The sequence below is a fragment of the Sphingobacterium hungaricum genome, assembly GCF_015210005.1.
GTDB classification, from domain to species: domain Bacteria; phylum Bacteroidota; class Bacteroidia; order Sphingobacteriales; family Sphingobacteriaceae; genus Sphingobacterium; species Sphingobacterium hungaricum.
Map to the genome: position 1 here is coordinate 2,134,209 of NZ_MU158698.1, position 24,524 is coordinate 2,158,732.

Annotated in this window: 25 protein-coding genes and 1 tRNA gene; 9 read left to right on the forward strand and 17 right to left on the reverse strand. The window is 37.3% G+C overall.

Annotated features, from left to right (window positions below; all coding sequences use genetic code 11):
* Positions 1-2: 2 nt before the first annotated feature.
* The 3 genes from C4F49_RS12480 (at position 3) to C4F49_RS12490 (ending at position 4,771) form a co-directional block, all read left to right on the forward strand.
* A complete protein-coding gene (locus C4F49_RS12480) occupies positions 3-2,192 on the forward strand; it encodes a DUF4954 family protein (RefSeq protein WP_196936166.1) in 2,190 nt (729 codons plus the stop codon).
* Between the two features lie 263 nt (positions 2,193-2,455).
* Positions 2,456-3,457, forward strand: coding sequence for a 3-keto-disaccharide hydrolase (locus tag C4F49_RS12485; protein WP_231388303.1), 1,002 nt, complete (start codon positions 2,456-2,458; stop codon positions 3,455-3,457).
* A gap of 249 nt (positions 3,458-3,706) precedes the next feature.
* Complete coding sequence (locus C4F49_RS12490; protein WP_231388304.1) at positions 3,707-4,771, forward strand: major royal jelly family protein; 1,065 nt, start codon at positions 3,707-3,709, stop codon at positions 4,769-4,771.
* 64 nt (positions 4,772-4,835) lie between these two features.
* Here the strand turns inward: C4F49_RS12490 and C4F49_RS12495 are convergent, their stop codons facing one another.
* Entirely contained in the window at positions 4,836-5,141 is a 306-nt protein-coding gene (locus C4F49_RS12495; RefSeq protein WP_196936168.1) for a Smr/MutS family protein, read from the reverse strand.
* A gap of 47 nt (positions 5,142-5,188) precedes the next feature.
* On the opposite strand from C4F49_RS12495, the gene C4F49_RS12500 reads away from it, so the two are divergent.
* Complete coding sequence (locus tag C4F49_RS12500; protein ID WP_196936169.1) at positions 5,189-6,571, forward strand: M20/M25/M40 family metallo-hydrolase; 1,383 nt, start codon at positions 5,189-5,191, stop codon at positions 6,569-6,571.
* A 38-nt stretch (positions 6,572-6,609) separates the two neighbouring features.
* Here C4F49_RS12500 and panD read toward each other — a convergent pair whose 3' ends face one another.
* From panD to C4F49_RS12525, 5 genes are all read right to left on the reverse strand, one after another.
* Positions 6,610-6,978, reverse strand: coding sequence for an aspartate 1-decarboxylase (gene panD, locus C4F49_RS12505; protein WP_196936170.1), 369 nt, complete (start codon positions 6,976-6,978; stop codon positions 6,610-6,612).
* A 5-nt stretch (positions 6,979-6,983) separates the two neighbouring features.
* Positions 6,984-8,060: a DUF6695 family protein gene (locus tag C4F49_RS12510; RefSeq protein ID WP_196936171.1), complete on the reverse strand. Its 1,077-nt coding sequence runs from the start codon at positions 8,058-8,060 to the stop codon at positions 6,984-6,986.
* A 3-nt stretch (positions 8,061-8,063) separates the two neighbouring features.
* Positions 8,064-9,062: a PLP-dependent cysteine synthase family protein gene (locus C4F49_RS12515; RefSeq protein ID WP_196936172.1), complete on the reverse strand. Its 999-nt coding sequence runs from the start codon at positions 9,060-9,062 to the stop codon at positions 8,064-8,066.
* 481 nt (positions 9,063-9,543) lie between these two features.
* A complete protein-coding gene (locus C4F49_RS12520) occupies positions 9,544-9,834 on the reverse strand; it encodes a helix-hairpin-helix domain-containing protein (RefSeq protein WP_196936173.1) in 291 nt (96 codons plus the stop codon).
* Entirely contained in the window at positions 9,831-10,286 is a 456-nt protein-coding gene (locus C4F49_RS12525; protein ID WP_196936174.1) for a DUF1569 domain-containing protein, read from the reverse strand. Before C4F49_RS12525 ends, C4F49_RS12520 begins: the two co-directional genes overlap by 4 nt.
* A gap of 512 nt (positions 10,287-10,798) precedes the next feature.
* On the opposite strand from C4F49_RS12525, the gene C4F49_RS12530 reads away from it, so the two are divergent.
* Positions 10,799-11,542: a copper homeostasis protein CutC gene (locus C4F49_RS12530; RefSeq protein WP_196936175.1), complete on the forward strand. Its 744-nt coding sequence runs from the start codon at positions 10,799-10,801 to the stop codon at positions 11,540-11,542.
* Here C4F49_RS12530 and C4F49_RS12535 read toward each other — a convergent pair.
* From C4F49_RS12535 to C4F49_RS12545, 3 genes are all read right to left on the reverse strand, one after another.
* Complete coding sequence (locus tag C4F49_RS12535) at positions 11,539-12,174, reverse strand: hypothetical protein (RefSeq protein WP_196936176.1); 636 nt, start codon at positions 12,172-12,174, stop codon at positions 11,539-11,541. The two genes, C4F49_RS12530 and C4F49_RS12535, sit on opposite strands and share 4 nt — an antisense overlap.
* Positions 12,175-12,320: 146 nt before the next feature.
* Entirely contained in the window at positions 12,321-12,497 is a 177-nt protein-coding gene (locus tag C4F49_RS12540; protein WP_196936177.1) for a spore protein, read from the reverse strand.
* A 30-nt stretch (positions 12,498-12,527) separates the two neighbouring features.
* Positions 12,528-12,598: transfer RNA gene (locus tag C4F49_RS12545), tRNA-Cys, on the reverse strand.
* A 268-nt stretch (positions 12,599-12,866) separates the two neighbouring features.
* Here C4F49_RS12545 and C4F49_RS12550 point away from each other — a divergent pair.
* The 3 genes from C4F49_RS12550 (at position 12,867) to C4F49_RS12560 (ending at position 15,562) form a co-directional block, all read left to right on the forward strand.
* Positions 12,867-13,508, forward strand: coding sequence for a porin family protein (locus C4F49_RS12550; protein ID WP_196936178.1), 642 nt, complete (start codon positions 12,867-12,869; stop codon positions 13,506-13,508).
* A 179-nt stretch (positions 13,509-13,687) separates the two neighbouring features.
* Entirely contained in the window at positions 13,688-14,323 is a 636-nt protein-coding gene (locus tag C4F49_RS12555) for a porin family protein (protein WP_196936179.1), read from the forward strand.
* A 135-nt stretch (positions 14,324-14,458) separates the two neighbouring features.
* Positions 14,459-15,562 (forward strand): AI-2E family transporter, encoded by a 1,104-nt coding sequence (locus C4F49_RS12560; protein WP_196936180.1) that lies wholly within the window; start codon positions 14,459-14,461, stop codon positions 15,560-15,562.
* A gap of 89 nt (positions 15,563-15,651) precedes the next feature.
* On the opposite strand, the gene rpsJ is transcribed toward C4F49_RS12560, so the two are convergent.
* From rpsJ to rpsL, 4 genes are all read right to left on the reverse strand, one after another.
* Positions 15,652-15,957 carry a 30S ribosomal protein S10 gene (gene rpsJ / locus C4F49_RS12565; RefSeq protein WP_196936181.1) on the reverse strand — a complete coding sequence of 102 codons (306 nt, stop codon included), beginning with the start codon at positions 15,955-15,957 and terminating at the stop codon, positions 15,652-15,654.
* 65 nt (positions 15,958-16,022) lie between these two features.
* A complete protein-coding gene (gene fusA / locus C4F49_RS12570; RefSeq protein WP_196936182.1) occupies positions 16,023-18,131 on the reverse strand; it encodes an elongation factor G in 2,109 nt (702 codons plus the stop codon).
* Positions 18,132-18,255: 124 nt separating this feature from the next.
* Positions 18,256-18,723, reverse strand: a complete 468-nt coding sequence (rpsG, locus tag C4F49_RS12575; RefSeq protein WP_196936183.1) for a 30S ribosomal protein S7 — start codon at positions 18,721-18,723, stop codon at positions 18,256-18,258.
* Between the two features lie 19 nt (positions 18,724-18,742).
* A complete protein-coding gene (gene rpsL / locus C4F49_RS12580; RefSeq protein WP_002993550.1) occupies positions 18,743-19,156 on the reverse strand; it encodes a 30S ribosomal protein S12 in 414 nt (137 codons plus the stop codon).
* A 277-nt stretch (positions 19,157-19,433) separates the two neighbouring features.
* Between rpsL and C4F49_RS12585 the strand changes: the two genes are divergently transcribed.
* The gene (locus tag C4F49_RS12585) at positions 19,434-20,000 is read left to right on the forward strand and encodes a DUF1572 family protein (RefSeq protein WP_196936184.1); all 567 of its coding nucleotides are present in this window, start codon (positions 19,434-19,436) and stop codon (positions 19,998-20,000) included.
* Positions 20,001-20,050: 50 nt separating this feature from the next.
* Here C4F49_RS12585 and C4F49_RS12590 read toward each other — a convergent pair whose 3' ends face one another.
* The 4 genes from C4F49_RS12590 to fsa all read right to left on the reverse strand — a co-directional run bounded on the left by C4F49_RS12590 (position 20,051) and on the right by fsa (position 24,473).
* Positions 20,051-20,524: a lipocalin family protein gene (locus tag C4F49_RS12590; protein ID WP_196936185.1), complete on the reverse strand. Its 474-nt coding sequence runs from the start codon at positions 20,522-20,524 to the stop codon at positions 20,051-20,053.
* A 104-nt stretch (positions 20,525-20,628) separates the two neighbouring features.
* On the reverse strand, positions 20,629-22,758 hold the full coding sequence (rnr, locus tag C4F49_RS12595; protein WP_196936186.1) for a ribonuclease R: 2,130 nt from the start codon (positions 22,756-22,758) through the stop codon (positions 20,629-20,631).
* 530 nt (positions 22,759-23,288) lie between these two features.
* Complete coding sequence (locus C4F49_RS12600) at positions 23,289-23,729, reverse strand: Fur family transcriptional regulator (RefSeq protein ID WP_196936187.1); 441 nt, start codon at positions 23,727-23,729, stop codon at positions 23,289-23,291.
* 84 nt (positions 23,730-23,813) lie between these two features.
* The gene (gene fsa, locus C4F49_RS12605; protein WP_196936188.1) at positions 23,814-24,473 is read right to left on the reverse strand and encodes a fructose-6-phosphate aldolase; all 660 of its coding nucleotides are present in this window, start codon (positions 24,471-24,473) and stop codon (positions 23,814-23,816) included.
* Between the last annotated feature and the right edge of the window lie 51 nt (positions 24,474-24,524).

Sequence of the window (24,524 nt, forward strand, 5' to 3'; positions counted from 1 at the left end):
CTATGAGTCGAATAAAAAGAGACAAAATTGAAGCAATTGGGTATGGATTCGTTCCCGCTGAATTTCTTTCAGCCGGTGAAACTGAATACGATGCGCGTTTTCTTCAAAATCCAAAAAAGCATTATTACCGGAATTTATCCGAAGATGAAATTGCGAAATTGGAGAAGAATAATAACCATTCGAGCAATTGGAAAGATGTATTCGTTACGAATAAGTTTCATCCCGAATTAATTGAAAATTCAAAATTCTACGGATTGATCCATATCGGTGATATGGATGCCATTTATTTGGAATACCGCGACCTCAAATTAACTTCGGGGATTTACAATTCTCAGATTATAAGTTCAGACATTGGGGACTATGTAGCGATACACAATGTGCGCTACCTTTCTCATTTCATTATTGGCAACGAAGTGATGTTGATGAATATCAACGAAATGGAAACCAGTAATTCAGCCAAGTTTGGCAATGGAATGGTTAAGGTCGGTGAGATTGAAGAGCGCCGCGTCCAGCTTGAATTGCGTAATGAAAATGGCGGTCGGAAGATTGTTCCTTTTGACGGTATGCAGGCTGCGGATGCCTATCTATGGACGCAATACATAGGCGATCACGAGTTACAGCAACGATTTTTAGATATTACTGAAAATGAGTTCTCGAGGAAACGAGGCTTTTATAGCACGATCGGCGACCGATGTGTGATTAAAAACTCAGGAATCCTGAAAGATGTGAAAATTGGCGACGATGCGTACATCAAAGGAGTCAATAAGATTAAGAACGTGACGGTGAACTCGACAGAGAAGGCCTATACACAGATTGGTGAAGGATGTGAATTGGTCAATGGAATTATTGGTTATGGATGCCGGGTTTTTTATGGCGTCAAAGCTGTACGTTTCTTTTTGTCTTCATTCTCTCAATTGAAGTACGGCGCTCGCTTAATCAATTCGTTCTTGGGAGACAATTCCACAATCTCTTGTTGTGAAGTTTTAAATTCATTGATTTTTCCGGCTCACGAACAGCACCATAACAATTCGTTCTTGTGTGCTTCAATGATTAAAGGGCAGAGCAACATGGCTGCGGGCGCTACTGTAGGTTCAAATCATAATTCTCGCGCTGCAGATGGCGAAATTGTTGCCGGGAGAGGGTTTTGGCCAGGATTATGCGTTAGCTTAAAACACAATTCCCGTTTCGCATCCTACACACTTATTGTGAAAGGCGATTTCTTGCACGAATTGGATGTCCGCATTCCGTTCTCATTGGTAAGCTTGGATGTGGCCAACGACGAATTAATTGTTGTTCCGGGCTATTGGTTTTTATACAATATGTATGCGCTTATGCGCAATACCAATAAATTTCTGTCAAGAGATAAGCGTCAGTTAAAGCATCAATATTTAGAATACGAAATCTTGGCTCCGGACACGGTCAATGAACTTTTTTCTTCATTAACCGAAATTGAAGTTGCAGTAGGGCGCAGTTTTCACCCGAATGAGCTTAATCAGGAAATCCTAAAAGTTCACGGTAAGCAGATTTTAGATTCCAATACATCTTTAGTTGGACAGGAAATTCTATTGCTGGATACTGAATTTTCAAAAAGAAAAGTTAAACTTATTAAGGTTAGAGAAGGCTATTCTATTTTGAAACAGATGATTATTTATTATTCGTCTGTACAGATTATCGACTATCTAAAGACTCATTCTTATGCCGAGTTGCAAATCTTAATCGAAAATATCAAGTATCAGAAACGTTCGGTTTTTGAAAATGTAGGAAGCCAATTAATTCGAAAGAATGACCTGAAAAATCTGTTGGATCGCATTAAATCAAAGGAAATCAATTCTTGGAAATTTGTCCATAAAACGTATCACTATTTAAGCGACGCTTACCCAATCCATAAATTGGAACATGCGATTATTTCGCTACAGGAAATTTCGGAAGTTCCTTATACGAACTGGAATCAAGATTTTCTTCATACGATTTTCGATGATTGCGAAAGCACAAAAGAATGGATCTTAAGCGAAATTTATAAATCCAGAGAAAAAGATTATGTGAATCCATTCAAAGCGATGGTTTATGAGTCTTACGAAGAAATGGAAATCGTTATCGGTAAACTCGAGGATAATGCTTTTATCAACCAACAAAGACAAGAGCTGGAAGATTTTAAGCGAGACTTACAGATTATCAAAGAAAAATTAATTTAAAATACAGCATCAAACCGTTTGAAAGAAATTCCAAGCGGTTTTTTGTTTTAATTGTGCTGGCGCAACGCATTTTCTCAACAAAAATATGCAAGCCTACTTTCCATTTTAATGAGCAATCGCTCAAAATTTAAATAAAATAATTACCTTTAACGTTAGGCAAAATAGAATTGAAAACAATAATTGCGCCTTTGCATACTCATTGACCTTAAGTCAGTATAGGCTTTAGGACAAGAATATGCCTTTTATTCAAAATCAATATCCTCATGTTAAACAAAACACGCATTAGTTCAAGTATGATGATTATTGCTGCTTTGAGTTTCAGCTCATGTGCAGACAATAAAGAAAACAAAGAAGCGGAAGAAGTTCATAATCCGGCTTCGCAGACGATTCCTGAAGAATCCAAAGACTTGTTGGGTCGTTGGGATTTGACGGTAGACAAAGAAGGTAAATCAACTCCATCTTGGTTAGAAATCAAACTATCTGGATTTTCTACGTTGGTAGGAGCATTTGTTGGCGACAGCGGTAGCCAACGTCCCGTTTCGCATATTAAGCTGGAAAATGGCAAATTCTCTTTCGCGATTCCCACACAATGGGAAGACGGCGGTGGCGAAGTGTTGGTTGAAGGTGAACTAGCTGGAGAAGGTCTTAAAGGAACGATTACATCGAATAAAGGCGTGAAATCTGCCTTTACTGGCGAAAGAGCTCCTTATTTAGTAAGAACCAGTGATGCAACATGGGGCGAGGCAATTGAGCTTTTCAATGGCAAAGATTTAACAGGCTGGAAAAATACAAGCGATCAAGAAAACTGGAAGGTGGTTGATGGCATTCTGGTGAATGAAAAAGCCGGGGGGAATTTGATTACAGACCAAAAATTTGAAGATTTCAAGCTGATTGCTGAATTTAAATATCCTGAAGGCAGCAATGGTGGTATTTATTTAAGAGGTCGCTACGAACTGCAGATCGAAGATAGTCCATTGGACAAACACCCAGGCAGTTTGTATTTCGGAGGAATATACGGTTTCCTTTCGCCAAACCAGATGGCTACTTTAGGCCCGAATATATGGCAGAAATATGAAATTACGCTGATAGGCCGTTTGGTAACGATTGTTTCTAATGGCAAAACAATCATTAGCGAACAAGAAATTCCAGGAATTACAGGCGGTGCTTTAGATAGTAAAGAAGGCGAACCAGGCCCAATTTATTTACAAGGTGACCATGGCCCGATAGAATTCAGAAAATTGACCATTATTCCTGCAAAGAATTAATATCCCTTTCATAAAATGAATCATAAAAAAATGGCTTTCTCAATTGAGGAGGCCATTTTTTTACGATTGGTTGGAAATCTTTAATTTTATTCTTTATTGCGCTAGCTTTCAAACGCTTTAAATATCAAACTAGAAAGTTTTTTTTACTTTTTACTTATTAATTTTTACTTAAAAAAACCAAACTACATTCTTACATGTTATTTATATATGAGAACAGGTGTAAGCATAATCTTATTAATAATGATAACAATGGCAAGTCAAGCGCAAAATGCGCTGGAGCAAGACCCGAATTTAGAGGTCGTAGCGGAATTTGGTAAATCGCAACCTATTGGAGTTAGTGTTTCTTCGGATAATCGGGTGTTTGTCTCTTTTCCAAGGCGAGAACCCTATTTAATGGGGCTATCGGAAATTGTTAATGGCGAACGGGTCGCCTATCCAAATCACAGCTGGAATGCAAAAGAAGGTAAGGCAGGTTCGTATTTTGTAAATGTTCAGGATCTTTTTGTGGACAATAATGACCAGCTCTGGGTTTTAGATTCAAAACCAGCCTCTGCAAATTCGGTTTTTGGGAAGGATGGAAGTGAAGAATCAAAAGAAGGGCAGTTTAAATTATTTCAAATTGATTTGAAAACGAATAAAATAGTTAATCAATTTGATTTTAAAGATTTGGATAAATCCAAATCAGCGTTAAACGATATGCGCATCGATACCGATAAAAAGCTTGCCTATTTATCTGATCCGGGCTTGGCGTCGATTGTGATATTGGATTTGACAGACGGTTCTTCGCGTTCTGTTTTGGCGAATACGGAATATACGCTTGCAAAGGATAGTGTGGTGCTTTCCTACGAAGGAAAAGATATGCGCGATGAAAATGGAAAACCGTTTAAATCCAATATTAATGGCATTGCCTTAACCAAAGACAATCAATATTTTTATTTCAAACCTATTAATGAAACACATCTTTATCGGATAAAGACCAGTTATTTAGCCGATAAAGCAATAACTGAAGCCGAGTTAGCAAAGCAAGTTGAAGATGTTTGGGAGACAGTGATTACGCATGGTCTCGTAGCCGATAAGCTAGGGAATATTTACTTAACTTCTTCATTGGATTATTCAATCAAAAAATTAAGTCCTGACGGAAAACTAACTACCGTGGTTCAGGATCCAAGATTGATTTGGCCGGATTCTTTAGGGATTGGATCAGATGGTTATCTTTATTTCTCATGTGCACAGGTAAATCGCTTGCCACAGTGGAATGGAAACCTGGATATGGCCGAATATCCTTATCGAGTCTATAAAGTCAAAATACTTTAAAACATGATCCTCGTCATTCGCTGACGGGGATTTTTTTTGCTAATAGTTTTCCTTGGAGATGTGATTATACACCGATCATCACAATCACAATATCCTCATTTTGATAGGATGGGTAATAATGGCTAATCGCTCCTGAATATTTGTAGTCATCTAGCAAACGGTAGATCTCTTGCTTTAGAATCCCTTTGCCACGTCCATGAATAAATTTGATTTCTGTGTATTCCCAATAAATCGCGGCATCCAAAGTTTCGCGCAAGCGATCCAAAGACTCCAAGAGCAATTCGTCCGAGTCATATTGATCGTAATCCGTCAAAAAACTATCCGCGTGCAAATCCACTGTTAGCGGAGGTTTTGGGAGTTTTCTATTCATGTTTTTCAATTTTTATCGTTATGTTTAACATCTCGATTAATACGAAGATGAAAAATTACTTATTTAGCATTTACCTACTATTTTCCGTTCCGTCAGCCCTTATTGCGCAGCAAGATTCAATTATGCTGGATAAAATATATGAAGAATCACTGTATCGTGGCGAAGCTTATACAAATCTACATTATTTAACGAAAAAAATAGGTCATCGGATTGCAGGATCTGCGCAAGCAGAAGAAGCTGTTAATTGGTCGAAGGGGTTAATGGAGAAATTGCCTTTTGACCGCGTGTATTTGCAAGAAGTAACTGTTCCTTATTGGGATAGGGGAGAAAAGGAAGTTGCAAAAATTGTAGGATCTAATGAATCGTTAGCCGTTTTGGCTTTGGGAGGTTCTGTTGCTACGCCAAAAGACGGAATAACCGCCGAAGTCTTGGAAATTGAGAACCTCAGTGATTTAGAAAAACATGGAGAGAACGTTGCTGGGAAAATTGTTTTTGTAAACAAGCCTTGGGATGAGTCGATTGTAGAGACAGGCGTGGCGTATGGACTGAATAGCAGCCAACGAAGCCGAGGGCCATCACAAGCTGCAAAATTTGGTGCGGTTGCTTATTTTTTCCGTTCCTTGTCATCTTCTCCCGATGATGCCTATCCGCACACTGGTGGAACTGGATATACCAAAGGCATAGATAGTATTCCTGCGGCTGCAATTTCAGCAGTAAGCGCAACGAAATTAAGCACTACATTAAAAGCGAATCCAAAATTAAAAGTCTATTTCAAACAGAATTCTGCGTGGAAAGGTTTGGTGGAAACCCATAACGTCATTGCTGAGTGGAAAGGAACTGACAAGCCAACTGATATCATCACGATAGGAGGGCATATCGATTCTTGGGACGTAGGCGAAGGCGCGCATGACAACGGTACAGGCACGATGGGTACCTTGGATGCAATGCGAACATTGATGGTGTTAGGTTACAAACCCAAACACAGCATTCGATTGGTGTTTTATATGAATGAAGAAAATGGCGTTCAAGGCGCTATAAAGTATGGGGAAGAAGCGAGCCAGAAAAAAGAACATATTGTTGCGGCCATAGAAAGTGATGCGGGTGGTTTCGCCCCGCGTGGATTTGATATCAAAGCTTCGAAAGAAAAAGTAAGTTGGATCCAGAATAACTGGAAGCCTTTGTTCGAACAGAAATTTTGGGTGTCTCGGTTTTTAGAGGGAAGTCCGGGGGTAGATTCAGGAGTCTGGGGACGTCAATTTCCAAATACGATCATGTTTAATTTTAGGCCTGATCCGCATCGTTATTTTGATTTGCACCATACGGAGAAAGATGTTTTTGAAGCTGTCGATCGCCGTGAATTGCAATCAGGTGTCGCTGCTATTGCATCGCTGCTCTATCTGCTCGATCAGCATATGGAAGAAATTCAGTAAATAAAACGGAGCAAAAATTTTGCTCCGTTTTTGTTCGATTAGTAGTTGTATTTTTCTACCGACTTGATTTGATTATTCCCTTCGGTAAAAACCAATGTTGGTTGGTAAGTTTCTGCAACTTCTTCCGATAAATGGATAAAGGCAAGGATATGGACTGTATCGCCTACTTTTGCATGCAACGCTGCTCCACCGTTCATACATACTTCGCCACTTCCGCGTTTTCCAGGAATAACGTAAGTCATAATCCGGCTTCCTGAAACCGCATTATTGATGTATACTTGTTCGTATTTTTTGATTCCGGCAGCGTCTAATAAGTCTGCATCGATCGTAATCGAACCATTGTAAGCTACATTTGCTTCCGTTACTTTAACGGTATGTATCTTTGATTTTAAAATGATTAATTCCATTCTTGTTATATTATTTTACTTCTTTCTTTATTTTCTAATCCTATAATTTCGGCATCTTGAATTGAATGTTTTGTCAAGAATTCAATTTCCTGCCCGTCTTGAATCAACACATGTTTGTCATGGTGAATATGATACGTAAACTGAAATTCCCGGCTCAAATCAAATGTACCTACCGGAGTTGCCAATACTCCATAATCAATATTTCCATTGGAATTGTATCGATAAATTTCATACACAGAATCGACCTGTTTAATCTCCATCCAAACTCCTTCGCCGATTCCACCAAGCCACTGCACATTCATCGGAAGATGTTCATGCCTCGGCAATTCGCTTATTTTTCCCGGTTTTGAATCGTCAGGTAGCAATTTCGCTAAATCTGAATAAAAATTATCCTTTAGCTGTGCCATCTGAAACTTCAGCGATGCGAATCGATTCATCTTGATTTTAGTCAAAACACCCTTAGCGTAACAATAAACGTACCGATGTTCGACACCATTCACCACATTGCTTGTAGGGCTAGGTTTTAACGATTCTGGATAAAGAATATTGCGCTTGCGCGAATCATCTTCCGACAAACCCGCAACCATGATTTGCGCTACATAACGCGAGCAGCTGTTGTTCTTGTTTGCTAAAGCTCCGTATAGAATCGGGCCTTTATTCACAATTTCTTCAGCGAATCGAACGCTTTTATCGAAATTAACCTGATAGGTTTGAGAGCAATACAGACGTCCGCCACCATGTGTAGCTTCTTCTTTCTCCGAAAGCTCATGAAGGATTTCTTCAAAATTCAGGATTTCATCCCCTTCGATAATCGCTCTTGTCTGCAGGATTAACCTCGGGTCAAATTTGGATGAGCGCGCGCGCCCGTAACCGCGAGGAGCAATGTATCGCCCGAAGTCGAAATACCGAAGTTCACCCGTATCTTTTTTAGCCAACACAATCGCTGCATGACCGACTTTGAAGTTTAGGTTTTTAATAATGCCAAGCGATTTTAATAAGGAATACCATTGTTCATCACCTCGAGCAGTTTGGTCTGGCCAAGCGATGGGTATGGCGATATCTTCGTAGTTTATTTTGTACATCCCTTATTGGCTTGCAATTTTTTGATTTGTGAAAATGGAGCTTCCGAATGAAGCATTCGTTTCCCCGGCATACAGCTTACTGATGTAACGGCTTCCATGGTCTGGGAATAGCAACACAACTAAATCATTTGGCTGAAAATCCATGTCCTCAACATATTTATCCAAAGCCGCGATAACTGCGGCGCTAGAAAAACCAGTTAACAATCCCGAATCTTTTCGGTAAGAAACAGCGCGGTCAGCGCTTTCCTGATAACCTATCTGAAAAATTTTGTCAACGTATTTTCCATCAAAAGAGCCAGGAACAAATGTTCTGCCAATGCCTTCAATCGGTTCCATTTTGGTATTGTCATCCGGAACTTCGCCGTATTCAAGGAAATGCGACAGAATAGAACCAGAAGGTTCTACGCCCCATATTTTGATGTCTTTATTTTGTTCTTTTAAATAACGTCCAACGCCAGAAATCGTTCCGCCAGTACCTACACCAACGATAAAATGTGTGATTTTTCCTTTGGTTTGTTCCCAAATTTCAGGGCCAGTCGTTAGGTAATGTGCTTTAATATTACCTGAATTATAATATTGATTGGTGAAATATGCATTCGGATGATTAGACGCATATGACTGTGCTTTAAACTGTGTGGAATAGAAATCATGCAATCCATTGGAGTTTTCACAAATTTCCACGCGCGCACCCGCACTTTCAAGCATGGCGATTTTTTCATCCGAACAGGTTTGTGAAACAAAGATTGTGCTTTTAAAACCTAGCTCATTTGCAATCATGGCAATGCCCAAGCCGGTATTACCGCTGCTAGCCTCGACAAATTCACCGCCTTTTTTAATTTTATTTTTGGCGATGGCGTCCTGAATCATGTATAGCGCAGGTCGGTCTTTAGAAGACATTCCAGGGTTATGAAACTCTTCTTTAATATAAATATTGGTCTTGTTTTCGGTAGATAAATATCCGCATTTACGCAGCGGTGTATTTCCTATTAATTCATGTATCAATGCCTTCTTTATCTTACTAATTATGGATTTCCTATTTCTTTTTCAATATTTTATCTTAAAGATAGTCAAAATCATAGTAATCTCAGTATACAAATAACGCTCATATAATACTTTATCTTATCCTAAAGAATGTTAAATGTTTGTAAATCCTATTAGTATGTTGGCTTTTTCATGCTGTTAATCCATTTGTTTTTAGAGGATTACTAGATTATAAAAAATCTAGCAATGTTATTCACGCTCTAAAATTTATTATTTTTTTATAGCTGAAAGGCCACTTAGGCACAGCAAATTTTTATACGAATTCGTTTCGTTTGTATCGAAAAATATGATTTTAGGTGAAAATTTTGATGAAAATTCAATTTTGAATTAAAAATAGCTTAATTTAATCTATTAAATTGGTGGATTTTATCGTAATGGTTTAAAAATATATTATTGTTACCCTGTTTTCCGATGGCTATTTTGTGCTTTAGTTGAAATGGATTTAATCTTTGAAAGATAATCCAGCATCGCTTAGGTTTTTGTAGAAAATGGGCAGGCTGGATTTGCCTATGCCATGAAGTTTCAATATTTCTTTTTCTGAATAAGTTGCTAATTTCTCAACAGAGTCAATGGCTTCGGAAGCCAAAGCTCTTCGTACGGGCGCACTAAATGCAGAAAGAAATCCAGTGGTGGGTTTGCTGTTTTTCTCGCAGGTTGGGCATGTGTTGCAATCGGAAGCTTTATAAAAAACATATCCTTCTGGGCAAGTTCTTTTCGTCTTTAATGCTGTCATAGGCCAAATTGTTTAAAATGATGTGCAAAATGTTTATCATGAACAATTTTCCATTCGTCATACGTCAGTTCGCCAAGAGTTGGATGCATGGTCTTCGCATCTGGATTTTCGTCAAAGAAGAGTTTAAAACGTTCTAATTCTAAAATCAAGCGTTCTTTAACTGTTTCTAAATCAGGAAAACGAAGAGGAGGGAGCTCATCATTAAGCATTGGCGCTTTTATGCCCATCGGAAATTCGTTATCTGTGTAAACCAAATACTGTTTCATCGATTCGGCCTTTTCCTCTGGGATGTATAGCTTAGCCTTTAGCTTTCCATTCGAAAATAGAACTGTCGCTGACAAATGTTCTAACATATGCTGAGCAGTCATTCTGCCAAAATTTGGAGCGGTATCAGCATGTAATCCCGCTAACTTCTCATTTAGCAAATCTTTGTTGTTTACATCTATAGCCATATTGTTTTCTATTTTCTATCGAAGATATTGATTTTTATTTAAAGAATAAATAAGGGACGAAAAACACAATGACGATATTTATTAAGCTGATAATGCTTAACCAAACATTGTTTTTGATGTTGGCTTTTTTATAATAAGCGAATAAGGAATACATCAAGCTAAAAATAACGAATACCGCGATTAAGAAAATTAGATTTTTATGCAGAAACATCAATATGTTCGAGAGCGTTTCCGATTGGAAAAATTGAATGTTCAAAAAAATCAGCATATAGAGAATTAGAATGTCAATATTGATAATCAGAAAAATTCGAATCAGTTTGCTCATTTGGAAAGGTATTTACAGCTTTATTATTTATCGTTGCAAGATAGAAATTATCGATAAGGAAGGCAACAATTAAATAAGCGCATAAAATCACGCGCATACAAAAGCAATTTTTTATTTTAGCTGTTTCTAAAAGGATTGCCGAAGATAGATTAACGAAAAAGTTTTCTGGCAAATGAATAAATAAAAAATGGACAAAAAAATCAATGGTATTCAGTTGGAAATTTGTGCGAATTCTTTGGCGTCAGCACTAATTGCTCAAGAAGCAGGAGCAAGCCGGATTGAATTGTGTACAAATTTGGAGAACGGTGGTACTACTCCCTCATATGGGCAGATCAAACTGGTTAAGGAAAAACTGCACATAGGGGTGAACGTACTGATTCGTCCGCGCGGAGGCGACTTTGTGTATGATGAGTCTGAATGGGAAGCGATTAAAGAAGATGTTTTATTCTGTAAAGAGCTGAAATGTGAATCAATTGTTTTTGGAGCTTTGTTGCCTGACGGGAATGTTGATTTGGAAAAGATGGAAGAAATTATTTCATTGGCTTCGCCAATGAAAGTCGTTTTCCATCGCGCTTTTGATAAATGCCTGGATGCAGAGAAAGCGCTTGAAGAAGTTATTTCTTTGGGCTGTATTCGGATTTTGACTTCCGGCCTTGCAGATACTGCTTTAGAAGGTAAAAATAGGCTACAGACTTTGCAGCAGCAATCGAATGGACGTATTGAAATTATGCCCGGAGCAGGGGTGAACAATGAAAATATTTTAGAAATCTTACATCATACGGGTTGTACAAGTATTCATGCTTCCGCAAAAGAAACAATTTCTTCTTCGATGACTTATGATCAACCTCATGTTTCCGATATGAATGAAACGACTTTTAGGACATCCAAGAAAAAAGTAGAAGAGCTGGTTCATTTGTTGAAAAATTCTTAATGATCTCTGTCAGCATATATCTGGTCGTTATTTACATAGATTGTTTTTACAGATTTATTTTTAGAAAGCTTTGCATTTTCTTGGACATAGCGAATTAGGCGCTTGCTTTGGCGTCCCATAAATCTACTCCAATAAACAACTACTACGTAGTCGTAGTCATCCGGGCTAACTATTTTCGATGTTGATACCTTATTAAAGAATGTTAAATGCGTTTTTAAAGTCAGCGTAGAATCTAACGGAGCTTGGATTTTAGGCATGAATGTTTCGAAATTCCCATTTCTATTCCATTTTAGGTTTGGAAATCCTCCAGCATAACAATTGATTTGATAAGAAACTAAATCGCCTTTTTCGTCATAATACAGTGCTTGTAACGGCTGTGATCGATCGCTAACATAAGAATGATGATTTTCGACTTCAAGCGTGTCTATATTTTTTAGGAATGAAAAGTAAGAACTATCCAGCGTAAATACATCTTCCTGTGGAATATTGTAGTCCTTAGCCCAAGCGATTAATTCTTTTTCTGTAAAATGTTTTGAGTTTTTAACACCATACATGGATATTAAAATCTTACTGCAACTGGAAAATAGCAACAACGATATTGATAAGCAAATTGCAATTTTTAGATTTTTCATAATTTAATAATTTGATATGCAATGATATTGAATTACTAAATATGCAAGACTTAAATTTTGTTAATGATTCTTAAAGATTGTTAAAATAGTGTGCACAAAAAAAAGACCGCATATTGCGGTCTTTTAAACTCTTAAAGAAGAATAAATTACTTAGCTGATGTCAAAGAATTTAAAACAGCATCGTTTTTCGTGATTTGGCTATGTTTAGCCATTTTCGAACGATCACCTAATTCAATATTACGGCCTAATTTCAAAAATTGAACTTCAACTTTAGCCACATTTTTGTTTCTTCTATCTTTTCTTTTTAAACGAGTAACACCCATGATTTTAATTTTTTACTTGTAAATAAAACGAGGTCGGAAGCGGATTCGAACCGCTGTAGGAGGTTTTGCAGACCTCTGCCTAGCCACTCGGCCATCCGACCCTTATTCCCATAAAGGAATGCAAAAATAATCTTTCTAAATGATATATACAACCTAATGTTTATAAATAATTGAAATAAGGTTTTTTAGCAGCCATCATATATTCTTCAGTCGAAAATGTAAATTAATTTAACCAATATTTTTATAAATTTAATTTATTAATGTGATTGATAATCAATTGATTAATTTATTTAACTTATTCATTTTATAGTTTGGTCTGAATGTTGCATGATATCATCCAAAGATTAAACAAAATTTAAAATTACTATTATGAAAAAAGTTTTACTATCATTAGGAGCAGCATTATTTTTAGCTGCAGGAGCGCAAGCTCAAGTAAGTTACGGTTTAAAAGCTGGTGTTAACTTAGGTAAATTTTCAAATGTTTCAGATGCGGCAAAAGATTATCAGGTTATGAATCCTTCGTTCTATGTGACAGGTTTCGCTGATTTACCTGTAGCGTCAAATTTTTCCATTCAACCTGGAGTCTCTTTACAAGGTAAAGGTTCGAAATTTAATTATGATGGAGATGGCTTAGATGGGAAGTCTACTACAAATGTTATGTCAGTTGAGATTCCAGTTAATGCTGTTTATTATATTCCTGCAGGAGCTGGAAATGTTTATTTGGGTTTAGGTCCATATATTGGATTCAATGTTTCAGGGAAGACTAAAACGAGCGGGTCGATTGGTGATTGGGGTGTTGAAGGGGAAAATGATATTAAATTTTCTGGAGATAATAAGAATATGAACCTGATTGATGCTGGTGCTAACTTTATGGCTGGCTACAAGGTTAACAATGGTTTATTGATTAACGCGGGTTACGGATTAGGATTAACGAATTTGAATCCATCTGACAACAGCGATAATAATTACTCAAGCCGTACATTGAACTTCGGAATTGGTTTCCAATTCTAAGAAAGGCTAATATGATTTTTAAAAGGACTCTTCGGAGTCCTTTTTTTGTTTTCGGATTTTTCATGCTCGCAAAATGCTCCGCTTTTTATATAGGTTGCTGTAATGCCGTAAATTCAAAAAAAATATTTTATTTATTATTAATTAATTAATAGTTGTGATGATAAATATTATAAAAAATTATGAAAAAAGTTTTACTATCACTAAGTGTTGGCCTGCTATTGGCCATTGGGGCGAATGCTCAAGTAAGTTATGGTTTAAAGGCTGGTGTAAACTTAGGTAAATTTAGTGGAAACTACAGTGATAATCAAAAAATGATTACATCTTTCCATGTAACTGGTTTCGCTGATCTTCCGATAGCTAATAATTTCTCTATTCAACCTGGAGTTTCTCTACAAGGTAAAGGCAGTAGTTATTCAGCCACAACTTGGGGCGGAGTTGTTGAAACCTTTAATGTTGATAGAAATTTAATGTCAGTTGAAATCCCTGTAAATGCAGTTTACTATATTCCGGCAGGAAATGGAAACGTATTTATAGGTGCGGGACCATACATTGGATTTAATATTTCGGGTAAGCAAAAAATGCCAGATGATTTATCCGATACAGAAATTAAGACTGATATTAAGTTTTCAGGAGATGATAAGGATATGAACCTGATCGATGCTGGTGCTAACTTTATGGCTGGTTACAAATTTAACAATGGTTTGTTAATAAACGCAGGTTACGGATTGGGATTAACGAATTTAAATCCTTCAGACAATAGCGATAATAATTACTCAAGCCGTACATTGAACTTCGGTATTGGCTTCCAATTCTAAGAAAGCATAAAATTATCTTTAAAAGGACTTTTCGGAGTCCTTTTTTATTTACAAATCGCAAACTTCCCGGCTCAAATTAAATTATTTCCATAAAACAACAGTACATTTGTTTACAAAGAATACTAAACTAATCTAATGGAAAGATTTATTCGATTGCCTTTTTATGTAAAATTCGCTTGCGTTCTAATCAGTATCATCGCTTTGGGATACTTGATGAGCATAGGACAAACGATTATTGTTCCTTTTATTTTAGGGAGCCTGATCGCTTTATTGTTAACGCCTGTGAGTAATTTTTTTGAACGAAAGCTGAAATTTCCGCGCACGCTTGCCGCAATCGTTGCATTGCTCTTGTTTTTTGGAATTATAGGTGGTTTATTTACCTTGCTTGGGTCTCAGCTGACCATGCTGAAAAATGACTGGCCTGCTTTTGAAAAACAGATAATGGATGGATTTCACGATACTCAAGATTGGATTCAATCACGATTTGGAATTGCCTATCATGAACAGATAGCCTATATAAATACAACAGCCGCAAAATCCGTTAGCCAAGGAACGGCGATCGTGGGCATCGCTTTACTGTCTATCTCTTCTCTATTTATTTTATTTGTTTTTACATTTTTATATGCTTTCTTTATTTTGATTTACAGAGGACATATCGTTCGTTTTTTATTATTATTGAATAAAGAAAAAGACCACAGCATTGTTTGGGATATCGTACATCAGGTACAATATGTCGTTAAAAAGTACATTATCGGTTTGTTTATCCAAATGTTCTTGGTCGCTACGCTAACCTTTATTGCATTGTCAATAATCGGAGTAAAATACAGCTTGCTGCTTTCTATCATTACGGGTGTGTTTAATATTCTTCCTTACATCGGCATTTTTATTTCCGTCCTGATAATTTCTTTAATCACCCTGGCGACATCTTCATTGACCAATGTGGTATTTGTCGTCATCGCATTAATTGTCATTCATTTAATTGATAGCAATTTTATTGTCCCAAAAATTGTTGGATCCAAAGTGCAGGTAAATTCATTGTTTGCCATGATGGCGATTATTGTTGGAGAAATGCTTTGGGGAATATCAGGCATGTTCTTAGCGATTCCGATTCTGGCTGTATTGAAAATTATTTTCGACCGGATTACAGAATTGAAGGCCTGGGGATTTCTGTTAGGAGAGGAGGATAAGAAGGATGCTCCTTATAAAAATTTGCTGGAGCTCTTGACCAAACGGAAATGATGGTTTAGGAAATTGACGACCTAGAACATCAATAAAAAAGGCTTTTAAAATAAATTAAAAGCCTTTTTGTTTTCAAATTGATACTTCTATCACACTTTGATTTCAACTTCAACACCTGAAGGTAATTCAAGTTTCATTAAAGCGTCAACAGTCTTCGAGTTAGAAGAGTAGATATCCAATAAACGTTTGTACGCACATAATTGAAATTGCTCACGCGCTTTCTTGTTTACGTGTGGTGAACGTAATACGGTGTAAATTTTCTTCTCAGAAGGCAATGGAATAGGTCCACTAACTACTGCACCCGTAGGTTTTACAGTTTTTACGATTTTCTCAGCTGATTTGTCAACTAAATTGTAATCGTAAGATTTCAATTTGATTCTGATTCTTTGGCTCATGTTATTTATTTAATTATAATAGCCTTCCGTTAGAGCTATTCACAACGGAAGACTGGATTTGTTTTTTATACTTTACCTTTTGCTTTAGCGATAACGTCTTCTTGAACGTTACGAGGTGCTTCAGCATAATGATCAAACTCCATTGTCGAAGTTGCACGGCCTGAAGTGATCGTACGTAATTGTGTTACGTAACCAAACATTTCAGAAAGTGGAACCAATGCTTTGATTACTTGAGCTCCGTTACGAGAATCAAGACCTTGCATCAAACCACGACGACGGTTTAAGTCACCCATTACATCACCCATGTTTTCTTCTGGTGTAAGCACTTCTACCTTCATGATTGGCTCCATTAATACTGGATTACATTTAGGCAATGCTTCGCGGTATGCCATACGAGCAGCTAATTCGAAAGATAATGAATCTGAATCGACTGCGTGGAATGATCCGTCAATTAAACGAACTTTCATTCCTGATAATGGATAACCAGCTAAAACACCATTGTTCATTGAACCTTCAAAACCTTTACCAACTGAAGGGATGTACTCTTTAGGAATAGATCCACCGACAATTTCGTTTACGAATTGAAGAGGTGATTTTGTTAAATCGTAATCAGCATCTGCTGGAGAAATAACAACTTTGATGTCTGCAAATTTACCACGACCACCTGATTGTTTTTTGTAAACTTCACGGTGTTCTGTAGTTCCTGTGATAGACTCCTTGTATGCTACTTGAGGAGCTCCTTGGTTAACTTCTACTTTGAACTCACGACGTAAACGGTCGATTAAGATTTCTAAGTGAAGCTCGCCCATTCCTGAAATTACTGTTTGACCAGTTTCTTCATCTGATTTTACAACGAATGTAGGATCTTCTTCTGATAATTTACCTAAAGCAATACCTAATTTATCTACGTCAGCTTGAGTTTTAGGCTCAATTGCTAAACCGATAACTGGCTCTGGGAAATTCATGGATTCTAAAACGATAGGGTTTTTTTCATCACATAAAGTATCTCCAGTTTTGATATCTTTAAATCCAACTACTGCACCAATATCTCCAGCCTCGATGAAAGGGATAGGATTTTGTTTGTTAGCGTGCATTTGGAAGATACGAGAAATACGTTCTTTATTTCCTGAACGTGTGTTCAATACGTAAGAACCTGCATCTAATTTACCTGAGTAAGCACGGATAAAACACAAACGACCTACAAAAGGGTCAGTAGCGATTTTAAATCCTAAAGCTGCAAATGGCTCTTTTACATCTGGTTTACGGATGATTTCAGCACCAGTGTCAGGGTTAGTACCTTTAACACCTTCTGAATCCATTGGAGAAGGCAATAATTCCATTACCAAATCCAACATTGTTTGTACACCTTTATTTTTGAAAGAAGAACCACAAACCATAGGAACGATTGAGTTATCCAAAACTGCTTTACGCAAAGCATCAAGGATTTCGCGCTCTGTTAAAGAATCTGGATCATCAAAGAATTTCTCCATTAATGATTCGTCATAACCAGCTACTGCTTCTAATAATTTCTCGCGGTATTCAGCTACTTCTTCTAACATATCTTCTGGAATAGGAACTTCTGTAAAAGTCATTCCTTTATCTTCTTCATTCCAAACGATACCTCTGTTATTGATTAAATCAACAACACCTTTGAACGAATCTTCAGCACCGATAGGCAATTGCAAAGCAACTGCATCAGAACCTAACATTTCTTTAACTTGTTTAACAACTTTCAAGAAGTCAGCGCCAGAACGGTCCATTTTGTTAACGAAACCTAAGCGAGGAACATTGTAGTTGTCAGCTAGGCGCCAGTTAGTCTCTGACTGAGGCTCAACACCATCAACTGCAGAAAATAAGAATACTAATCCGTCTAATACGCGTAATGAACGATTTACCTCAACCGTGAAATCCACGTGTCCAGGAGTATCGATTACGTTAACTTGGTATTTGTTGTTACGGTAGTTCCAGAAAACAGTTGTAGCAGCAGAAGTAATCGTGATACCACGTTCTGCTTCTTGCTCCATCCAGTCCATCGTAGAAGCTCCTTCGTGAACCTCACCAATTTTGTGATTAACACCTGAATAGTATAAAATACGCTCAGTTGTTGTTGTTTTACCAGCATCGATATGCGCTGCGATACCGATATTTCTAGTGAATTTTAAGTCTCTTGACATACTATTTTTAAGCAATTAGCCAAAATTGGCTTTGTTTTAAAGTTTTTTTAAATAAATATACCGACTTAGTGGAAAGAAATAATCTAGCCTCTAGCGTCGGTATAGTCATTTTATTTGTTCACGATTAGAATCTGAAGTGAGAGAACGCTTTGTTAGCTTCCGCCATTTTATGCGTATCTTCTTTCTTCTTAACAGCAGCACCTTCACCTTTAGAAGCTGAAATGATTTCTCCTGCTAATTTCTCGAACATAGTTTTTTCTCCACGTCTGCGTGAATATGAAATTAACCATTTCATACCTAAAGCAATTTTACGCTCAGGACGTACTTCCATTGGAACTTGAAAGTTAGCACCACCAACACGACGAGATTTAACCTCTACAGCTGGCATTACATTATTCAAAGCTTTTTTCCAAGTTTCGATACCGTTTTCGCTTGTTTTTTGCTCTACTAATTCAATCGCATTGTAAAAAATATCATAAGCTGTAGATTTTTTACCATCATACATCATGTTATTTACAAAACGTGTTACCTGAGTGTCGTTAAACTTTGGATCAGGTAAAATGATTCTCTTTTTTGGTTTTGATTTTCTCATTTCTCTTTCCTCCGTTTACTTATTTCTTTTTACCTTTTGCTGGAGCTGCAGCTGCTTGTCCTGGTTTAGGACGCTTAGTTCCATATTTCGAACGACGTTGGTTACGACCAGCTACACCTGAAGTATCTAATGCACCACGGATAATGTGGTAACGAACTCCTGGTAAATCTTTCACACGACCACCACGAATCAATACGATCGAGTGCTCTTGTAAGTTGTGACCTTCACCTGGGATATACGCATTCACCTCTTTACCGTTTGTTAAACGTACACGAGCTACTTTACGCATTGCTGAGTTTGGTTTTTTAGGGGTAGTAGTATATACACGTGTACATACACCTCTTCGCTGTGGACATGAGTCCAACGCTGGTGACTTACTCTTATCAACCAGAGCTACTCTACCTTTTCTAACTAATTGTTGAATAGTAGGCATTTACCTGTTTTGTTTTTTAATTTATGTAAATTAATTTTTGAACCGCAAAGATAGTAAGAATATTTTGAATAATAAATAGTTAGCTATAAAATGTTTTTCGATTTCGAATTATTTTACAAAGCAAATTAGACGCTAGATTTGCTAATCTTCGGTTAAACTGCGCCAAGCTCAAGATTTTGAATGTCTAATTGCTGTCAAAGATTTTAAAATTAATTAATTCCTGATATTATTAGCTATATTTAATTAACGTAAAATATATACATAAATCCTCAAAATCATGAGCTATCTAACTTCCATTCAAAAGCTCTTTTTATATTATAAAAAATTAGCGGATAACACACTTGTTCAACTGAACGATGAACAATTATTTTGGCAATACAATACAGAAAGCAATAGCATTGCTGTTTTGCTGCAGCATGTCTCAGGAAATATGCTTTCTAGGTTTACAGATTTCCTGTCAACCGACGGCGAGAAGGACTGGCGCGACCGAGATGCGGAATTTGAAATGAAAGATCGGGACAGTTCGCGCATTATTGCCAAATGGGAAAACTCTTGGGAAGTTTTATTCGAAAATCTGGCACAATTGAAAGATGAAGATCTAGAAAAGATCGTTTACATACGCAATGAAGGGCATACAGTGACCGAAGCGATCAATCGGCAATTGATGCATTATCCTTACCATATCGGGCAGATCGTGATGCTGGGCAAAATGCTCACGGCTGCGAATTGGCGGACGCTTTCCATTCCAAAAGGTGCTTCAAAGAATTATAACGATGAAAAATTTGCGCAAGAGCCCCATTTTGCTTTATTTACCGATGAAATGCTTCGGCATTTGGACGGTTAGCTAAACAAACAGCCTTTGAAATTTTTCAAAGGCTGTTTTTATTTTCTTAACTACGAGCTTGGGTATCTCTTAAAAGCCCTAACGATTACCTTCCCATCTACAACATAACTAAGCTTCAGGATTTTTTCATTCAAAGTCAAGATAGTAAACTCAACATCTTCATAGTCGTTAGTTACCTCATTGTATTGAAAATCTTCAATCGTTAATTTATTGTTGATCTCATCTAACTCAAAGTCAAATGTTTTTGATGAGGTTGTATAGTTGCACATTGGAGCATTGTAATATTCGATTAATTCGCCATTTGCTTGAAAAGTGAATTTATGATACAATACACAAGCATCTTCAATTCTTTGAAAGGATTCAAATGTTGAATTTTCCGGATTGACTTCAGGATTTGGATCGTTCGTGTCTATTTGCCAAGAATTCAATAAATGAGTATTATCAATAAGATTTATTTCAGATTTACTGCAAGCAGACAAAACAGACAATACCGCAATGAAAATAAGATTCAGCGCCAGTTTCATAATTTGTCGTTTTAAATTTTAACTGAAACGATTAAATGGGTAATTATGAGACAGTGGCGATGAAATTTTTTAATAAATTAAATCACCACTTAATTTTTTTACAGTTAACTCATTAAGGTAAAATCAATCTGTCTTTTCTCCAGATCTACTTTCTTCACTATGATTTGGACCTCATCGCCCAATTGATATTTCTTTTTTGTTCGCTGTCCGATAATGGCGAAGTTCTTTTCGTCCAAGGTGTAGAAATCATCCGTGATGTCTCGCAAGCGAACCATTCCTTCACATTTATTCTCTTCAATTTCTACATACATTCCCCATTCGGTTACGCCCGAAACAATTCCTTTATATTCGACCCCGATTTGATCCTGAAGATATTCAGCTTGTTTGTATTTAATGGATGCGCGCTCTGCTTCAGCGGCTTTTTTCTCTTTTTGGGAAGAATGCTCAGACATTTTTTCATAATGCTCCGCATTGACGTTTTTGCCTCCATCTAAGTAAAATTGCAGCAATCGGTGCACCATCACATCCGGATAGCGTCGGATAGGAGAGGTGAAGTGGGTGTAATAATCAAATGCTAAACCATAATGGCTTGTGGCTTTCGTCGTGTAAATAGCTTTCGCCATCGAACGCACAGCTAGCGAAGTCAATAAGTTCTGCTCTTTGCTGCCTTCGATTTTGGTCATTAAGGCATTCAACGATTTTGCGGTTTCTTTATCCGTTTTAATGGTCAATTTATGTCCAAAACGAGATGCAAATTGTGAAAATGTAGTCAACGATTCTGGTTTTGGTGTATCATGGAAACGATAGACAAAAGTTAATTTGTTTTTGCCTTTTTCTTTCTTACCGATAAATTCGGCAACTTTCCGGTTAGCCAAAAGCATGAAATCTTCAATCAATTTGTGCGCATCTTTTCTGACTTTGGTGTATACGCCAATCGGTTTGCCCGTATCATCTAGCTGAAATTTGACTTCTTCGCTTTCAAAACTAATGGCGCCGTTCTTAAATTTCTTCTCACGAAGTAAGTAAGCAAGCTCGTTTAGCTTCAAAATTTCGTCCGAAAATTCTCCCGCTTTATTTTCTATGATTTCCTGAACTTCCTCATACGCAAATCTCCTGTCGGAATGAATGACCGTACGGCCAAACCATTCGCTATGCACATTTGCTTTCTCATCCATTTCAAAGACCGCTGAGAAGCATAATTTATCTTCGTTGGGCCTCAATGAGCAGACGCCATTCGACAGGCGCTCAGGCAACATCGGTATTACGCGATCTACAAGGTAAACTGAAGTCGCGCGGTCGTAAGCCTCGCGGTCCAATGCGGTGTCTGGGATTACATAATGAGAAACGTCTGCGATATGCACCCCAATTTCATAATTGCCATTGTCCAATTTTTTAAAGGATAGGGCATCATCAAAATCTTTCGCATCGAAAGGGTCAATCGTGAAGGTAAGGATATCTCTAAAGTCACGTCTGTTTTTCAGGTCCGCTGCTTGCACTTGTTCTGGAATTGCGTTCGCTTCTTCCTCAACATCTTTAGGGAACGATAAAGGGAAACCGAAATCTGCTAGGATAGCATTCATCTCGGTGTTGTTTTCGCCTTTCTTTCCTAGGACGCTTTTTACAGTTCCGATAGGGTTTTTCGCATTCTTCGGCCATTCCAAAATGGAAACTAGAACCTTCTCGCCATTCTTCGCGCCGTTCAGATTATTCAGTGGAATAAAGATGTCGTGCTGCATCTTTCTGTCGTCGGGAAGAAAGAAAGCATAAGATGACGAAATGTCAATTGTGCCGGTGAAATCTGTTTTCGCTCGCTGTACGATTTCCACAACTTCGCCTTCTCTCTTCCTTCCGCTTTTGCGTTCGTAAACGTGCACTTTGACGATGTCATTATGTAGCGCTTGGCGCAGCTTTCTAGGAGCGACAAAAATGTCATTCTCAAGTTCGTCTTCTGGGACAATATAAGCCGAGCCGTCAGCTGTCATGTCTACTTTTCCAATGACATAAACATTGAGTTTTTTGAGCTTAAATTTTCCTTTTTCGGGTTGCTCAAACAAGCCTTCTTTGGAGGCCTCGTTTAACACATCCGCAACCGCAACTTTCGTTTCATTGTCTTGGATATTCAGCTTCGCTGAAACTTGTTTGTAGTTTAAAGGTTGGTTGTCATTTTTCTCAAATACATCGACGATGAGTTTGGTTAAAACTTCTTTATATGGATTCTCTTTTTTTTCTTTCATGTGTTTATTTCTAATCTGTTTTTCAAAATCCAATCTGTCCGGTATAGTAGGGAAGAGGTTGCAGATTTCGAATCGGGCAAAAGGATAATTTATCTGTTTTGCGTTACTGCAAGATACTGAAATTATATGGGAATCTTGGAAGCAAGTCTGCAAGGATTTGAAAAATTCAAGCCGAGATTTATTGAAGTAAGTTTTTATTTATTTTAGCATCTATAAATAGCTAATTAATAATTTTTTATGCTTAGTATTTGCTAAAATATTTTTTCTTGTGATTTGTTAAATTGCTGTAAATCAGCATTGATTTAAAATTTATAAAAATTTGAACGTTTTTGCTAAAATTATTTATCTACTTCTAAAATTTAATTTGTAATTGTAAATTGTTAATAAACAGATTTATATTTTTCATTTTGCTAACTTTTAGCCTGTGAAAAATTTGTTTATTTAGCCATGAATTTGGATTCATTCTACAGTCTATTTTGCAAAAATGATTTTAAGGGATGAAATCGATAATATGTTGGTATGGGACAAATTTAATCTAAATTCTCACACTTATCGCATAAGCCTACCGCATTTACTGCAACTTCCTGAAGCTTGAAATTGGAAGGGATCTTGATTGTTGGAAGGCTAATTTCCTCCAGGCAAAAGATGCTATTGCAGGATGAACAAATGAAGTGAGCGTGCTGGTCATGGTGGTGATCTTGGGAACAATTTGTAGAACAAAGCGCATACGTTGCGGTACCATTCAAGTCAAAAATTTTATGCAGAATTCCTTTTTCTTCGAAGTTTGCAAGAATCCTGTAGAGCGTCACGCGGTCAATTTCAGTGCCAACAACCTTCTCCAATTCGGGTTGAGAAATGGCCGTTTGCTTGGCATTGATTAAGTCCAAAACCCGAAGTCTGGGTTGAGTCACTTTTAATTTATTTTCGCGCAATACACCTGAAAAGTCAGGTGTTGATTCGGTCTTATTCATGCCTAAAAGTACGCATTATTTTAGGCATAAAAAAGCCCTTTCCGACCAAGGGCTGAAAAGGGCTTTTACTGTATGTTTTTCTATTTATTTACCAGCTGCTTTTGCGTGGTCAGCCAAGAAAGTTGCCAATCCGCTATCCGTTAATGGATGTTTTAAAAGAGCTAAAATTGCTGATAATGGACCTGTCATTACGTCAGCTCCAATCTTCGCGCAACCCAAAATATGAGAGCTGTTACGAACAGATGCCGCTAAGATTTGCGTAGTAAAACCGTAGTTATCGTAGATCAATCTGATCTCTTCAATCAGCCCCAAACCATCTACAGAGATGTCGTCCAAACGACCGATAAATGGAGAAACATAAGTCGCTCCCGCCTTCGCAGCAAGCAATGCTTGACCTGCAGAGAACACAAGCGTGCAGTTTGTTTTAATTCCTTTTTTACTGAAATATTTTATTGCTTTGATACCGTCTTTAATCATCGGAACCTTCACAACAATCTTGTCATCTAACGCAGCTAATGCTTCACCTTCTTTAATCATGTTTTCATAATCCGTTGCGATAACTTCAGCACTTACATCCCCATCAACAATTTCACAGATCGCTTTGTAATGATTAATTACTTTTTCATCACCGCTAATGCCTTCTTTGGCCATTAAGCTTGGGTTTGTTGTTACGCCATCCAATACGCCAAGGTCTTGCGCTTCGCGAATTTGATCCAGATTCGCTGTATCAATAAAAAATTTCATCGTTTAATTATAAGGTTTTGTGTATATTAATTTAATGAAAACTAAATTTCT

Excerpts from the sequence above, each read along its gene's own strand:
- C4F49_RS12480 (WP_196936166.1), top strand. The coding sequence starts at position 3 with ATGAGTCGAATAAAAAGAGACAAAATTGAAGCAATTGGGTATGGATTC.
- C4F49_RS12485 (WP_231388303.1), top strand. The coding sequence starts at position 2,456 with ATGTTAAACAAAACACGCATTAGTTCAAGTATGATGATTATTGCTGCT.
- C4F49_RS12490 (WP_231388304.1), top strand. The coding sequence starts at position 3,707 with ATGGCAAGTCAAGCGCAAAATGCGCTGGAGCAAGACCCGAATTTAGAG.
- C4F49_RS12495 (WP_196936168.1), bottom strand. The coding sequence starts at position 5,141 with ATGAATAGAAAACTCCCAAAACCTCCGCTAACAGTGGATTTGCACGCG.
- C4F49_RS12500 (WP_196936169.1), top strand. The coding sequence starts at position 5,189 with ATGAAAAATTACTTATTTAGCATTTACCTACTATTTTCCGTTCCGTCA.
- panD (WP_196936170.1), bottom strand. The coding sequence starts at position 6,978 with ATGGAATTAATCATTTTAAAATCAAAGATACATACCGTTAAAGTAACG.
- C4F49_RS12510 (WP_196936171.1), bottom strand. The coding sequence starts at position 8,060 with ATGTACAAAATAAACTACGAAGATATCGCCATACCCATCGCTTGGCCA.
- C4F49_RS12520 (WP_196936173.1), bottom strand. The coding sequence starts at position 9,834 with ATGACAGCATTAAAGACGAAAAGAACTTGCCCAGAAGGATATGTTTTT.
- C4F49_RS12525 (WP_196936174.1), bottom strand. The coding sequence starts at position 10,286 with ATGGCTATAGATGTAAACAACAAAGATTTGCTAAATGAGAAGTTAGCG.
- C4F49_RS12530 (WP_196936175.1), top strand. The coding sequence starts at position 10,799 with ATGGACAAAAAAATCAATGGTATTCAGTTGGAAATTTGTGCGAATTCT.
- C4F49_RS12535 (WP_196936176.1), bottom strand. The coding sequence starts at position 12,174 with ATGAAAAATCTAAAAATTGCAATTTGCTTATCAATATCGTTGTTGCTA.
- C4F49_RS12540 (WP_196936177.1), bottom strand. The coding sequence starts at position 12,497 with ATGGGTGTTACTCGTTTAAAAAGAAAAGATAGAAGAAACAAAAATGTG.
- C4F49_RS12550 (WP_196936178.1), top strand. The coding sequence starts at position 12,867 with ATGAAAAAAGTTTTACTATCATTAGGAGCAGCATTATTTTTAGCTGCA.
- C4F49_RS12555 (WP_196936179.1), top strand. The coding sequence starts at position 13,688 with ATGAAAAAAGTTTTACTATCACTAAGTGTTGGCCTGCTATTGGCCATT.
- C4F49_RS12560 (WP_196936180.1), top strand. The coding sequence starts at position 14,459 with ATGGAAAGATTTATTCGATTGCCTTTTTATGTAAAATTCGCTTGCGTT.
- rpsJ (WP_196936181.1), bottom strand. The coding sequence starts at position 15,957 with ATGAGCCAAAGAATCAGAATCAAATTGAAATCTTACGATTACAATTTA.
- fusA (WP_196936182.1), bottom strand. The coding sequence starts at position 18,131 with ATGTCAAGAGACTTAAAATTCACTAGAAATATCGGTATCGCAGCGCAT.
- rpsG (WP_196936183.1), bottom strand. The coding sequence starts at position 18,723 with ATGAGAAAATCAAAACCAAAAAAGAGAATCATTTTACCTGATCCAAAG.
- rpsL (WP_002993550.1), bottom strand. The coding sequence starts at position 19,156 with ATGCCTACTATTCAACAATTAGTTAGAAAAGGTAGAGTAGCTCTGGTT.
- C4F49_RS12585 (WP_196936184.1), top strand. The coding sequence starts at position 19,434 with ATGAGCTATCTAACTTCCATTCAAAAGCTCTTTTTATATTATAAAAAA.
- C4F49_RS12590 (WP_196936185.1), bottom strand. The coding sequence starts at position 20,524 with ATGAAACTGGCGCTGAATCTTATTTTCATTGCGGTATTGTCTGTTTTG.
- rnr (WP_196936186.1), bottom strand. The coding sequence starts at position 22,758 with ATGAAAGAAAAAAAAGAGAATCCATATAAAGAAGTTTTAACCAAACTC.
- C4F49_RS12600 (WP_196936187.1), bottom strand. The coding sequence starts at position 23,729 with ATGAATAAGACCGAATCAACACCTGACTTTTCAGGTGTATTGCGCGAA.
- fsa (WP_196936188.1), bottom strand. The coding sequence starts at position 24,473 with ATGAAATTTTTTATTGATACAGCGAATCTGGATCAAATTCGCGAAGCG.